This is a genomic window from Chitinophaga sp. (genome assembly GCF_036566945.1).
Classification (GTDB): Bacteria; Bacteroidota; Bacteroidia; order Chitinophagales; family Chitinophagaceae; genus Chitinophaga.
Map to the genome: position 1 here is coordinate 1 of NZ_DATCVJ010000626.1, position 14,194 is coordinate 14,194.

13 protein-coding genes are annotated in these 14,194 nt (G+C 43.9%); 9 read left to right on the top strand and 4 right to left on the bottom strand.

Annotated features, from left to right (window positions below):
- Positions 1-332, top strand: a 332-nt coding sequence (locus tag VIP81_RS19175; RefSeq protein WP_331964755.1) for an enoyl-CoA hydratase/isomerase family protein, incomplete at its 5' end; no start/stop codon positions are given.
- A gap of 49 nt (positions 333-381) precedes the next feature.
- Entirely contained in the window at positions 382-1,029 is a 648-nt protein-coding gene (locus VIP81_RS19180) for a hypothetical protein (RefSeq protein WP_331964758.1), read from the top strand.
- A 343-nt stretch (positions 1,030-1,372) separates the two neighbouring features.
- Here VIP81_RS19180 and VIP81_RS19185 read toward each other — a convergent pair whose 3' ends face one another.
- A complete protein-coding gene (locus tag VIP81_RS19185) occupies positions 1,373-1,792 on the bottom strand; it encodes a hypothetical protein (RefSeq protein WP_331964761.1) in 420 nt (139 codons plus the stop codon).
- A 149-nt stretch (positions 1,793-1,941) separates the two neighbouring features.
- On the opposite strand from VIP81_RS19185, the gene VIP81_RS19190 reads away from it, so the two are divergent.
- The 3 genes from VIP81_RS19190 (at position 1,942) to aroE (ending at position 5,175) form a co-directional block, all read left to right on the top strand.
- The gene (locus tag VIP81_RS19190) at positions 1,942-3,363 is read left to right on the top strand and encodes a tetratricopeptide repeat protein (RefSeq protein ID WP_331964764.1); all 1,422 of its coding nucleotides are present in this window, start codon (positions 1,942-1,944) and stop codon (positions 3,361-3,363) included.
- A gap of 180 nt (positions 3,364-3,543) precedes the next feature.
- Positions 3,544-4,308, top strand: a complete 765-nt coding sequence (locus tag VIP81_RS19195; RefSeq protein WP_133808697.1) for a phosphosulfolactate synthase — start codon at positions 3,544-3,546, stop codon at positions 4,306-4,308.
- A 135-nt stretch (positions 4,309-4,443) separates the two neighbouring features.
- Positions 4,444-5,175 carry a shikimate dehydrogenase gene (aroE, locus tag VIP81_RS19200; RefSeq protein WP_331964769.1) on the top strand — a complete coding sequence of 244 codons (732 nt, stop codon included), beginning with the start codon at positions 4,444-4,446 and terminating at the stop codon, positions 5,173-5,175.
- Between the two features lie 215 nt (positions 5,176-5,390).
- Here aroE and VIP81_RS19205 read toward each other — a convergent pair whose 3' ends face one another.
- Positions 5,391-6,188 carry a class I SAM-dependent methyltransferase gene (locus tag VIP81_RS19205; RefSeq protein WP_331964772.1) on the bottom strand — a complete coding sequence of 266 codons (798 nt, stop codon included), beginning with the start codon at positions 6,186-6,188 and terminating at the stop codon, positions 5,391-5,393.
- 152 nt (positions 6,189-6,340) lie between these two features.
- Here VIP81_RS19205 and truB point away from each other — a divergent pair, with 152 nt between their 5' ends.
- Positions 6,341-7,036, top strand: a complete 696-nt coding sequence (gene truB, locus VIP81_RS19210; protein ID WP_331964775.1) for a tRNA pseudouridine(55) synthase TruB — start codon at positions 6,341-6,343, stop codon at positions 7,034-7,036.
- Here the strand turns inward: truB and VIP81_RS19215 are convergent.
- Positions 7,017-9,446 carry a BamA/TamA family outer membrane protein gene (locus tag VIP81_RS19215; RefSeq protein ID WP_331964778.1) on the bottom strand — a complete coding sequence of 810 codons (2,430 nt, stop codon included), beginning with the start codon at positions 9,444-9,446 and terminating at the stop codon, positions 7,017-7,019. The genes truB and VIP81_RS19215 overlap by 20 nt on opposite strands.
- A gap of 102 nt (positions 9,447-9,548) precedes the next feature.
- On the opposite strand from VIP81_RS19215, the gene VIP81_RS19220 reads away from it, so the two are divergent.
- Genes VIP81_RS19220 through VIP81_RS19230 form a run of 3 tightly spaced genes read left to right on the top strand, consistent with a single transcriptional unit; the run spans position 9,549 to position 13,622 of the window.
- Positions 9,549-10,289: a TrmH family RNA methyltransferase gene (locus VIP81_RS19220; RefSeq protein ID WP_414649350.1), complete on the top strand. Its 741-nt coding sequence runs from the start codon at positions 9,549-9,551 to the stop codon at positions 10,287-10,289.
- A gap of 5 nt (positions 10,290-10,294) precedes the next feature.
- Positions 10,295-11,326, top strand: a complete 1,032-nt coding sequence (locus VIP81_RS19225; RefSeq protein ID WP_331964784.1) for a hypothetical protein — start codon at positions 10,295-10,297, stop codon at positions 11,324-11,326.
- Positions 11,292-13,622, top strand: a complete 2,331-nt coding sequence (locus VIP81_RS19230) for a hypothetical protein (RefSeq protein WP_331964787.1) — start codon at positions 11,292-11,294, stop codon at positions 13,620-13,622. Before VIP81_RS19225 ends, VIP81_RS19230 begins: the two co-directional genes overlap by 35 nt.
- Here VIP81_RS19230 and VIP81_RS19235 read toward each other — a convergent pair.
- Positions 13,623-14,194, bottom strand: a 572-nt coding sequence (locus tag VIP81_RS19235) for an ABC transporter permease (protein ID WP_331964790.1), incomplete at its 5' end; no start/stop codon positions are given. It abuts the gene before it with no gap.

The following is a 14,194-nucleotide window of genomic DNA, read 5'->3' on the forward strand; positions in this document are numbered from 1 at the left end:
TGGTTCGTAAAATAGGAGAGGGCCGGTCCCGCGAATTATTATTGACCGGAAAACTGGTGACTGCCGAAAAAGCGGCTAATGATGGCCTGATCACTGCCGTAGTACCTGCCGCAGAAATTAATACCTATGTAGCTAAAGTGGCCGGCAGCCTGTGTAAGGAAGCTTCTGCCAACTCACTGAAAGTAACCAAAAAATTGATTGGCACAGTGTTGGACTTATCGCTGGAGGAAGGGTTGCTGCACGCGTCAACATTGAATGCAGAAACCCGTGGACATGATGACTGTAAACGCGGCATCGCCGCTTTTTTAAATAAAGAAAAGTTTACCTGGTAGTTAGTTTATCAACCATAACTATACCGCCATTCAATTAATACACCACACTATGTCATACCGGTTGTTATTAACTTTTATCCTGGTAAGTTGCGCGGGTTCTTTGCTGGCGCAGCGTACTGTTTCAGATGCAAAAATTATTTACAAAATGGAGCTGCCACCAGAGCAGCTGCAAATGGATGCTATGCTGGAAGGCAGTACTTTTACCCAATATATGCGTGGGCCGTTGAGCAGAATAGATATGAATTTCAACATTGTTCATTATACCTATCTCATTAACAGCAAAACAGAAACCATGACCACGCTGATTGACCAGCATGGTAATAAATACCTGATCCGGGCTGGCAAAGATCAGTACAACAAGGACCTGAAACAATATGAAAATATTCAGTTTAAAGATCAGTCAGAAACCAAGGAGATAGCGGGTTATACTTGTAGGAAAGCCATTGGCACCATGCCGGACGGGAAAACTTTCGAGGTATTTTATGCCACTGACCTGGTGCCGGAAAATAAGCAATACAACCGTCGGTTTGTAAATCTGAAAGGGATTCCGCTGGAGTTTGAAATTTTGACCAAAACCGGAGCTAAAACGCGGGTAATTGCCACAAAAGTAGATTTGTATCCGATTCCTGCTTCTTATTTTGATGTGCCTAAAACAGGCTATAAAGAGGTGAGCCAGGAGGAGTTGAAGAATATGTAGTTTTTTTGTCTTTGTTCCGGGATTATACTGATGTAGATGATTTTCGCGATTTTTTGTCTTTGTTCAGGATTATACTGATTTAGATGATTTTCAAGATTTTACTTTTTGATTGTAGGATTAAAAAAGATTAGGGAAGATCAAAGCGAAATTTTATTCGCTTTGATCTTCCCTAATCTTTTACATCTTATAAAATCATAAAAAAAATCTTGAAAATCATCTAAATCAGTATAATCCTGAACAAAGACAAAAAAACCGCGGAAATTATCTGCATAAAAAGAGCCGGTTAAAAAGCTGTGAAACTTTTTAACCGGCCCATATTGTAATTGAAGAAACGTAAAGTTTATTACCCTTTCTTGAGTGGCAGAATAATCTGCAACTTCTGAAAGTTCATATTTCCGGGTGGTTGTGACTGCACCTGGACGTTGGAAGGAACTATATAAGTGACATTGCCCTTAGTATAGGTCATTACCGCCTTGAGATTGATAACGTTATTGTTGCTGTTAACATTATTCGTATTAAACTTAAAGTCTGAGCTGAAGGTACCGGAATAGCGGTAAGCTGCATCGAGGCTCAGGTTTGTCTTAGGCATGGCAGTATTCAACACAAAGTGTTGACTGTCAGCCGCTTTTTTCGTTTTGTCTTTATTATTATCGGAGGGCAAAAAGCTATTATTTGCCAGCGCATTGAGAGCAAAAAACGCTAAAGCGCCCGCCAACAAGCAAGACAATGAAAAAGTGCGTGATATGTATGTTTTCGCCTTCATTGTAACACAAATGTACAAACTTTTTGATATATTATATAACAAATTCTTAACGCAAGATACGATTAAATCACAAGGAAATGTTAAAAAATATTTAAAAGGTCATTTTCACCCCATATTTGGGCATAAATAAAAGTACTATATTTACAGTAATGAGTAAAGACTTTTCCTTTTTAAACGAAGATTTTGATGATCTGAGAGACTTGTTGCAGCAGTTTGAAAATCTCAGGGCTGGTAAGTCTCATTCTTTTTTGGACGAAGATTCATTTGAGCAGATCATAGACTATTATGACGAGCATGACGAAATGCCGATCGCATTGCAGGCCGCAGAAATAGCCATCGAACAATTCCCTTATTCCTCCACTTTATTGCTTAAGAAGGCCAACTTACTGATAGAAACCAAAAAGTACAAAGAAGCATTGGATTTGCTGGAGAAAGCAGAAGTACTGGACCGCACTGATATTAATCTTTATATACTGCAAACGGATGTTTACCTGGCGCTGAATCAGCACCAGAAGGCGGCCAGAGTGCTGGAAGAACAAATAGAACAGTTTTCCGGAGAAGACAGGACCGAATTATTGCTGGAACTGGCCGACGTGTATGATGACTGGGAAGAATTTGAAAAAGTATTCGATTGCCTGAAAATGGCGCTGGAGTACGATCCCAACAGTGAGGAGGCCTTGCATAAAATCTGCTTCTGGACAGAGTTTACGGGCCGCAATGAAGAAAGTATCCGTTTGCACAATGCTATTATAGACGAGCATCCCTTTAACCAGCTTGCCTGGTTTAACCTGGGTACTGCTTTTCAGGGACTGAAGTTATACGAAAAGGCCATAGATGCTTATCAGTATGCGGTAGCTATTGATGAAAAATTCGATTATGCGTACCGTAATATGGGCGATGCGTATATCCGCCTCCGTAAGTATGCCGAAGCCATAGAAGTGCTGCAGAAACACCTGGAAATAGCCAAACCGGAGGATGTGATCTATGAGGCTATTGGTCATTGTTACGAAAGACAGCGCAAATTTACCCAGGCCCGTTATTATTACAGGAAGGCATCGCATCTGAGTCCGAACGATGATAAGCTGTATTATAAGATTGCGGTGGCTTACATGATGGAAGCCAACTGGGAAAATGCCGCCAAATCGTTGCTGAGTGCGCTTAAAATAAATAAAACCAACGCCGAATATAATATGAGCCTGGGTGAATGCTACCTGGAGCTGGGAAAAAACAAAGATGCACTGGTTCATTTCATGAATGCGGTACGTACCCGGCCCAAGAGCGCTGTTACCTGGCAGGAGCTGCTGAAAGGGCTGTATGTGTCCGGATTCCTGGAGGAAGCCCTGGTACAGCTGACCATTGCAGAGGAAAAGGCAGGCCGCAAGCCTATATTTATCTACTACCGGGCGGCCATTTTGATCGCAATGGGGAAAACCAAAGAGGGGTTGCTACATCTGGAGACGGCTTTGCAGCAAGCGCCAAAAATTGTTAAAAAGCTGGTAGAGCTTGACCCTGCTGTATTACAGCATGTAAGTGTGGTGGATTTGATTGCACAATACCGCCGCAAACGTTAACCAATGTTATTTACTTTAATAAAATAAAGTATACTTCTTATTTTTGCGCCGGCTTTTAATTGTCATGGACAAAAGTCAACAGTATTTCCGGTTACTAAAATTGCATCTACGCTATCCCGAAGTGCCTGGCGAAAATTAGTATGTGTTTTACTGACCAATAAGAAGATAAAAATATTTCAAATGAATTTTAATCTGACACAAATCCCGGAAAGGACAAAGAAGCCCCGTACACATGGATTGACCATGGTAATGGATAAGGGCCTTAGTTTGGAAGAAGCACGAAATTTTTTATCCGCAGCAGGTCCTCATATTGATATCCTGAAACTGGGTTTTGGCACTGCTTACGTAACACCCAACCTGCGCGCAAAAATTGAACTTTACCAGGCAGCAAACATCCCTGTATACTTTGGCGGAACCCTGTTTGAAGCCTTTGTTATCCGTAACCAGTTTGAAGAGTACATCAGAATCGTAAAAGATTACGGTATCAGCTACATGGAAGTTTCTGATGGTTCTATCACGATCCCTCATGCCGAAAAATGCGGTTATATTGAGAAACTCGCTAAAATTGGGTTGGTATTGAGTGAAGTAGGCTCCAAAGATGCTGAACACATTATTCCTCCCTATAAGTGGATTGAACTCATGAGCGCGGAACTGGCAGCCGGAGCTACTTATGTAATCGCAGAAGCCCGTGAAAGCGGTAACGTTGGTATCTATCGCGGTAGCGGTGAAGTACGAGAAGGTCTGGTACAGGAAATCCTGACGCAGATACCCGCCGAAAAAATTATCTGGGAAGCACCACAGAAAGCACAGCAGCTTTACTTCCTGGAGCTCGTAGGTTGTAATGCCAACCTCGGTAACCTGGCGCCTAATGAAGTGATTTCCCTGGAAGCTATGCGTATTGGCTTAAGAGGAGATACTTTTAATCTGTTTTTAGATAGAGAATAGTTTTTAAATAATTACGAATTACGAATTACGAATTACGGATTTGTGAGGAGATACACGCGAATATACCGCGTTTACCAGCTCCCCACAAATCTGTAATTCGTAATTCGTAATTCGTAATTCTCAATTATTGGCTTCATGAAGATTTACGGACTTATTGGCTATCCCCTTAGCCACTCTTTTTCAAAAGGGTTCTTTAAAGAAAAGTTTGAGAAAGAAGAGATCACTGGCTGCCAGTATGAAAATTTTCCCATACCCGGTATCTCCGAATTTACGTCCCTGTTGGAGCAGCATCCGCAACTGAACGGGTTAAATGTTACTATTCCCTATAAAGAAGTAGTGATTCCCTTTCTGGATGAACTCAGCAAAGCTGCGGCACAGATAGGCGCGGTTAATTGCATTCATTTTAAAGAGGGGAAGAAAACGGGGTATAATACAGATGTTATTGGCTTTACAAAATCGTTGCAACCGTTACTGCAGCCCCATCATACCCGCGCACTGGTGCTGGGTACCGGCGGAGCGGCCAAAGCTATCATGTATGCGCTGGAGCAACTGGGCATTACCTATACTGTTGTAAGCCGTCAGCCGGTGAATGGAGCCGTATCTTATGAAACATTAGACGAAGCTACCATCGCGGCACATCCCATTATTATTAATACCACCCCTTTAGGCATGTATCCCAAAGTAGATACCCTGCCTGAAATACCTTATCAATACCTTACTTCCCGGCATCTGTTGTACGACCTGGTGTACAACCCGGCAGAAACAGCCTTTCTACAAAAAGGCGCGGCACAAGGTGCTACGATTAAAAACGGGCATGAAATGCTGATCCTGCAGGCAGAAGCTTCTTGGGAGATCTGGAATGCTTAGAGAAGGATCGCCTTCGGCGGTTGTCTTTCCCAGGATTATACTGATTACACTGATGTTGATGATTTTTTAAAAAAGATTTGGGAAGATAAAAGCGGGTATTTGCTTTCATCTTCCCAAATCTCTTTTTATAAAATCAGGAAGTAAAAATCCGGACAATCATCAAATTCAGTCTAATCCTGGGAAAGACAACCGCCGAAGGCCTTCCTTCCGCTGCATTAAACCGGTTTAATCATATAATACATGCAGGTAGTTACAAAATTCCTGAAGAATGGAATCGCTGCAATGGGGCCCCACTGCACTCTTGCGCTTACACCGAATTTATATTTATAGATAGGATTGATCAGGTAAAATCTACGCTGCGTAATTTTATACTGCTGATGCTTTACGATACGCTCAAAACGTTCTATGGAAATGCCGGTAGCCTTTATTTCCATCAGTTCGATCACAACATCGTTTCCTTCACCAAACAGGCGCAATAGCCCTTTGTATAAAGGGCTTGGCAATAGGTGAATATAAGGTACCATGCTGAGGAACTTATTCTTACAGATCTGCTGATGGCCTCCGTGTGGCATATACCAGGGTGGAAATCCAAAGTATACCTGCCCTTTGGGGGTGAGCAATTGTTTCAGATGCCCGATGATTTTTTCCTGGTCAGGAATGTGTTCGATGGCATCTTTCAAAATAATTACATCAAAAGAATGCTGAAACTCTCCGAGGAAGTCAAGATCGTAGATGTTTTTGGCGATAAGCTTTAATTGTCCGCGATCCAGGTATTGTTGAAGGAAGCTTTTAGCCAGTTCGATACGGTCAGGTGCTAGATCCACGCCTACACAGTTACAGCCTCTTTCAAGAAACGGAGTGAGCACCCCGCCTTCTCCACATCCTACCTCCATTACCCGCAAGCCTTCCAGTTGTGGGAATTCCTGCTGTATGAATGGCAATACGTAGTCCCGCGAATTGTCGACCTGTTGCTTGTGCCGTAGTGTTGGGTCTAAATGTTGTTCTAATGCCATGTATATGAAAATTGCGTGAATTTAATAAAAAGCTGTTAGCTTTTAGCTTTTAGCTTTTAGGCAATGCTGTGAAGACCATCATACATTATTCTCCGCTGCATTGCCTAAAAGCTAAAAGCTAATGGCTAATAGCTATTTGTTATCTTTGCGCCATGCAAACAAACGAAAATATTAATTACCAGGAAGGAGCCGTGATATTGATCAACAAGCCATTAACGTGGACTTCCTTCGATGTAGTACGTAAGATAAGAAATACCACCAAAGCAAAAATAGGTCACGCCGGCACGCTGGACCCATTGGCTACCGGGTTGCTGATTTGCTGCACCGGAAAAATGACAAAAAAGATTAATGAATACCAGGCACAGGAAAAGGAATATACCGGCACTTTTACATTAGGGGCTACTACGCCTACTTTTGATAAAGAATCCGAGCCTGAAAATTTTAAGGAGATCAGTCACCTCGATGAAGCCGCTATACTGGCTGCCACTCAGCCTTTTATCGGAGAAATTATGCAGCTGCCTCCCATTCACTCCGCCATCAAACAAAATGGCAAACCTATTTACCTGTTGGCCAGAAAAGGCGTAGATGTAAAAGTGGAGCCCCGTAAATTAACTATTTCGGAATTTGAGATCACCAAAATAGATTTGCCGCAAATACATTTCAGGGTAGTGTGCAGCACGGGTACGTATATACGTTCACTGGCGAATGATTATGGTGCTACGCTGGGTTGTGGTGCTTATCTGAGCAGTCTTTGCAGAACCCGTATCGGTAATTTCAAATTGTCGGATGCTACTGATATGGCTGATTTCATTGCTGCCAACACCGTTCCTAAAACGGATAACCAATAGCAATATTCCAGATAATATTCTCGCGCCGCCATCTACTGTCTTTCAAATCCCATTCGCTCATGTACCAGCCGTTTTTATTGCCGGTAAAGTAAGGTACTTTCAATGGGATGCCCCAATCCAGGCGGATGAGGAAGAAAGAGAAATCCAAACGCAGACCCGCGCCCGTGCCTATGGCCAGATCATGAAACAGCTGGTTGAACTGGAATTCGGAGCCGGGTCTGGAGGAATCTTTCCGGATCATCCAGATATTACCCATGTCTACGAAGGTGGCGCCTTTGAGGTTTACGCTACCACCAAACATTCTTAACAGATCGAAACGGTATTCTATGTTGCCTTCCAGCTTCATGTCGCCGGTTTGATCCGGAAATGTTTGTGCTGTGGCAGAGGTATCCTTGAAGGAGCCCGGGCCCAATGTACGCAAGCGCCATGCGCGGATACTGTTGGGACCACCGGAAGTAAACTGTCTTACATACGGCAGCACCTGTGAATAGCTGTACGGGATACCTACGCCGGCATAAGCCCGGGTGGCCAGACCGCTGTGCAGCCCAAGTTTCCAGAAGTGACGGTAATCTGCTTCTATCTTTACAAAATTTGAAATACTAACATTGGTCAGTGTTTCCAGGTTGGTTTTGTGCCCGCTTACACTGTTCATTAAACTGTTGATGCCGTTCAGCCACAGCCCTGATTCTTCCACATTTACCCGGAAATAGCTATAGTGGCGCTGATGCAGCACATCCTGGTTGCTATAGATGTAAGAAACATTTTCCCCACCAATCAATGCCGGTTCAAAACTGCGTTTCAGGTATGGATTGGTATTCACCACACTGTCCTGGAAAGTAGGATCCAGGCTAACGCCCACATAGTTCAACGTGATAGGCCGGATGATCCAGCGTTTATAGGCTGATTCATTCCAATCATAGCCATAGGAGGCATTGATACTGGTGACATCAAATTTTTCTACGCGTGAGAGGTAGTTCGCCCCCAGTGTTAACCGGGTTTTTACATTGGATCTGGGCGATTGTTTGATATTAAAAGGCAGCGCAAAACGTGGCCAGGTAAATGCTATTTCTCCGCCAAACTGTTTGGATTGCAGATCCCATCCGGACTGTTGCCGTACCAGTTCAATACCGGTATTCAGGGCCATACCCAGTTGGGTTGCCGTATTGTTCAAATTGATATGCCGGTAGTTGAGGGTAATGCCTGATCCCAACGTATAGTCGGAGCTGTTACTTAACTCAAAGGTGAGCCCCAGTTCCTGTTTGCGCCGTGGCGTGAGGAACAGGTAGGCATCCAGTGTGTTAGTGGAATCTTTTGGCTCTTTGTACTGAAGCGTAACAAATTGCCAGATGCCGATATCGTATAGTTTATTAACGGTATTGGTATACTGCTGCAGGGAATAAGTTTCTCCGGGCCGCAGTAATATAGATTTGGAAAGAATCTTTGGCTTCAGCATTTCCTGGTGATACCGGATGTTAATATACTTGCGGTCATCATGTTTCAGGGTGCTGTCGTTGGGATTGCCATTCAGTGAAAAGTCAGGATAGGCATAGATTTTACCGATATGATATTGTTGCCAGACGGCGATACTGTCTTCCGGATTTTTGATATGGATTTCTACGTCCATGGTGAGTTTATCCCTTCCTTTATTTTCATTGAAGATATTCACCAATCCTTCAAAAGGGTTGAGGGTATTACGGAACAGGGATTTATTCAAGGTATCTACGCTATACTCTATCGCATTACGGTTAAACTGATAATAGCCGGCATCTTTGATGAGCCGGGTAAGCCGTTCTCTTTCGCTGCCGAGGGTCGCCGATTTAAAGATTGTTCCTTTCTGCACCAGTGACAATTTTTCATTGGCTTTTACAATGTTTAAAATAGCCGTATCTGGTATTACATAGGTAATCTTATCTATAACGAAGTTCTTGCCTGTATTGACGTTGTAGGTGACATCCGTTTTTTGACGTTTGGTATTCGCCTCATAAGTTACGGTAGCATAAAAGAATCCCTGGTTATGGAGGTAGCTGCTCATGCGTTCCACAGATTCTTTGGATTTAGTGGAATCATATACTACCGGCTCTTCCAGGTTTCTTTTGGAGAGGACGAGGTTCCAGAACCAGTTTGATTTTTTCTCGTTATACTTCTGGTTATAGAGCCAAACTTTTATACGGGTGGTGAGTAATTTTTTGTTGGGTTGCTGGGTCATCAGCGATTTCGACGAGAGGGAGCTGCGGAGATCCTGTTTCTCGGTATTGAGTACCTCTCCCTGAACATCTACTTTACTACTGGTGTATAATGTTTGGTCCTTTTGGAGATATTTAGTGTTGGAACATGCCGCCAACGTGAATATTACAGCCAATAGCAGCAATTGTTTCAGCAATAAAATTCTGGACTTGGGAAGCAGCTGCATCACGGGCGAAAACGTTGTTAATAATTTTAAAAGCCATTCCTGACGAACCGGATACCATGCCTCTTCTTGGCTGATTAAAAGAAATCGTGTAGGTTTGGCCCCATGTTGTCAAAGGCGCAAATTAAATATATTCAATCATTACAGCACAAAAAAAACAGGCAAAAATCCAGCCAGTATGTGGCAGAGGGCGACAAGATCGTGCAGGAGCTGCTACAGGCGGGCATGCCCGTGAAAGGTGTATTTGCAACAGCCGATTGGCTGGAGCAACATACGGCCTTGCTGGATAGGTTGCCTGCGGGTGCAGTGGTAGAAGTGGATGCAACGGTGCTGAAGCAATTGTCGTCGCTCACCACGCCCAACAGGGCTATGGCTTTGCTGGATATGCCGGCCGCAGTTAACCCGTTGCCTGCAGCAGGTACGGCTGCACTGGCGTTGGAAGCCATACAGGACCCTGGTAATATGGGTACGCTTATTCGTATAGCCGACTGGTTTGGTATACCACAGATTATTTGTTCGCCGGATTGCGTGGATGTATATAATCCTAAAACTATACAAGCTACCATGGGTAGCATTATACGGGTACGTATAGCCGAATACGATATAAAGGCATTGTTACAGCAAACGAGTTTGTCTTCTTACGCCGCTACCCTGCAAGGTAAGAATATAGCGGAGTTCCCGGCCATGAAAGAAGGTATTATCCTGATTGGTAATGAAGGAAGAGGGTTAACGGAAGAAGTAATCGCACTGGCAACACACCGGATCACCATTCCCCGTCTCGGCGGTGCCGAATCTTTAAATGCCGCTGTGGCGGCAGGTATTATCTGTGGCCGGTTACTTATCTAAAAATCATGATACCCCGAATACTGTGTATATGTTTGTTTGTGTTGATAGCTGCCTGTACTCCTCCTGTACAGCGAAAAGTTACACCTGCTTTTTATTACTGGAAACAAACCTGGAACGGCAATACCAAAGAGCAGCAGTATGTGCAGCAGCTGCCGGCAAAGCGATTATACATCAAGCTATTTGATGTAGACGTAGACGAGGTGACGAAAGTGCCGCTGCCGGTGGCCATTTTCAGGAAGACGGCTCCCTTGCCCGCCGATGTGGATATTGTGCCGGTAGTATTCCTGATGAATGAGGTATGGGCACATTCGGATACCACACTTGCCCGCAACGTTGCTAAGCTAATGGCTGAATTATGTGATAGCATTCCGCCCGGACGCATTCCGGAAATACAGATAGATTGCGACTGGACACAGCGTAGCAAGGATGCTTACTTTTCCTTTATCAAACAACTTAAGCAAACACCTTTCTTTCAGCAACGGCGCATATCGGCTACTATCCGCCTATACCAGGTGAAATATGCCGCGCGTACAGGCATTCCGCCGGTAGACAAAGGACTGCTGATGTGCTATAATATGGGTGATTTGCGTAAGCCGGGCAGTCATAATTCTATTCTTGACCTGGACGGGATGGCATCTTATCTGGGAGATCAACGGGTTGCCAGATATCCCTTACCTTTGGATATTGCGTTACCCCTTTTTGAATGGAGTGTATTATTCCGCCACGATATCGGGTATGCAGGTATTTTAAGGAATGTTGGAGAAACGGAATTGCAAAACGCGGCGCTTTTTGCCCCAGGCCCGCCACACCTGTACACGGTACAGCAAGATACATTACTGAATGGCTATCCCTTAAAAAAAGGAAATGTGATCCGACGGGAAACTATCGATCCTTTAACATTGGAATCTTCGGCTAAGTTGGTAGCAAAACAGTTGCAGACCAAAGATCCGGTTATTATATTTTATCACCTTGATTCGTTGACGCTTCAAAATTATCCATTGGATGAACTACAAAAAATCATTCGTCTTTTTAATTAGCTTTTGTGCTGTTTTCTTTGGTAATGTGATCTACACCTTGTCCTGTGGCCCATCGCCAGATCCCTATGATTACTATATTTCCTTTTTTAGTCCATATACCAAAGGAGGCGGCTACGAGCCATTTTACTATACGTCGCTGAGTAGTTTTTATGGAGATCCTACGCCGTCGGAAGAAACGGCTAATGTGGGTGACTGGCAAAACTACACCGGCAAAGAGGTAACGGAAAAGGATATACGTGAATGTATTTACACCTATCAGGTGGAACAATTGTCGGCCATTGCCAATGGTAGCAATGTGTTACCGGATAGTGTGAAGAAAAATTCTTTTACACAGTTTTTATTGAAAGATAAAAATCAGGAGGCAGCCCGTTATTTATTGTTTGCCAAAACCTGCGAGCCAGCTGTGATCAATGCTGATCCATGGTCTGCGCCAGAACGGAATAATGAGTTACTGGAAAATTTGTATACCGAAGGGGAAGGATTATATAATAAAACAACAGATAAAGATATCCGTGAACGTTATGCTTTTCAACTGATTCGCCTGCAACATTATCGTAAAGATTACCAGGGATCGATTACTTCTTTCGATAAATTTTTTGAAGGAAAAGATAAATCCTCGCTGGTATATTTCAAGGCGTTGGCCCTGAAAGCGGGTGCCTTACTGCGTTTAAAAGATTCTGTGCAGAGTGCCTATTTGTTTTCACGTGTATTTGAAAAAGCGCCTTCCCTGCGGATTTCTTGTTTTACCAGTTTGATGTGGACCAACACCAGCAATGAACAGGTGTATCCGCTCTGTAAAGACAATCGCGAAAAATCCATGGTGGCAGCCATTTACGGCTTCGCCAACCCCGAACCGGATGTGGCGGCGCTGCGCAAGGTATATGCCTTTGATCCTGCTTCTCCTGCATTGAATATATTGCTGGGCAGGGAAATTAATAAACTGGAAGATGCATACTTTAGCCCGTATCTGAGCGCAGATCAGCCAGTCGGATTAATCAGCATTCAGGACTACTCTACCGAAGAAAAAAATAAGATGAAGGCAAGGCTAAACGCACTTCAAACAGTAGTGGATAGCATCGTGAACAAGGGTAAGTTGAAAGATATGGACCTGTGGCGGGTTTCATCTGCCTATATTTCCTATATCCGCAAAGATTACCCGGCAGCAAAGACCCGGCTGGACGAAGTGAAAACCAAAGACCCGGAAGTAAAAGATCAGTGGGAGATTGTGAACCTGCTGGTAAATATCAACCAGCAAACAACAATAGACAGTGTTTTCGAATCGCGTTTGCTGGCTTCTTTTAAATGGCTCGATAGCAAAATGTCTTCCGGGCGAAATTACCGGGATGACTGGTGGGGTATGCCTGACAAGGCCTATTTCTTTAAGAAAACTTATCGCAACCTGTTGTTTGCCATCCTGGCGCCCCGCTATCATCAGCAGGGAGATGTGCTGAAGGAAGCGCTCATCAGAGGCCGTTGTGATTCGCTGCAGATCAACGATTACTTTGTGTCTGGTGAAACCGCTGTATCGCAGGTAAGGGATGATATGAAATCAGCGGAGTTGATCCGGTTAAATGATTTTCTGCATAGGCCAGTGAAGTCGCCTTATGAGTCTTACCTGGCAGGCTTCTTCCCTAAAGAGTTATATATGGAAAGAATCATCGGGGAAAGTTATATGCGGGTACATGATTTCGCCAATGCGCGTGACTGGTTTAAAAAAGTACCGGCAGGTGCACAGGCTGTTTCCTACCTGGTATTTAAGGATCAGCTGCAGGATTTTGGTGCAGATACTGCTGAACAGCAATACAACAAAAAGATTACGCAGCAACAGTTTTGTGAGCGCATGGTGCAGTTGCAGGAAAAAATGAAGGTAGTGCCCGTACCGGCAAAAGTATACTACGATTATGCGTCGGCGTTATTCAGCATTTCTTACTATGGTAAAAGCTGGTTTTTTGTGAAAGACTACCGGCCAACTACCCAATGGTATACCACTAAATGCGATAAAGATCCGTTTGAAAAGCAGTATTTTGGTTGTTACGGTGCGGAAACCTATTACCTGAAGGCGGCGCAAGCCAGTACAGACAGGGATTTTAGAGCGCGCTGTGCATTTATGGCAGCACGTTGTTCACAAAAACATACGGCGGAGAATGAAGACGACAACAAATACATTTCTGCGTTGATCCATAACCGTTATTTCCCCTTGCTGACGACTAATTTTGCACAAACAAGCTTTTACCAACAGGTGTATGGGCAATGCAGTTACCTGCGGGACTATGTGAAAAGTGGCCGCAAAAAATAGTTACTTAAACTGAATCGCTTTTACCGGCGTTATGCGTTTGATAATGAGAGAAGGTAGCAGCAGAATCAAAGTACAGATCAGGAAGGTACCCAGGTTGATCAACACGATATCTGTCCAATGTATGGAGATAGCTGCTACCGACATATAGTACGACTCTTCCGGTAACTTGAATATGCCGGTGCTTTGCTGCAGGAAGGCGATGCCCAGCCCGAAGAAGTCACCAATCAGGATGCCCAGTATCACGATGTAAGCTGCCTGGAAAACAAATACCTGCTGAATATTCCAGTTACGCATGCCCAATGCCTTGGCAATACCTATCATATTGGTGCGTTCCAGGATCAGGATGAGTATAGCCGTGATCATATTGATGATGGCTACTATGGTCATGATGATGATGATGATCAATTCGTTTTGGTTCTGTAATTGCAGCCAGTCGAAGATGTTAGGATAAATATCCCGTACGGTGCGGGTAAACAGTTGATCCGGCAGCAGGTGATTGTCCATATAGCGGGCCGTGGAATCCATGTTGCGGTAATTGTTAAGCGTTATTTCGTAACCGCCTACCTGTGTGG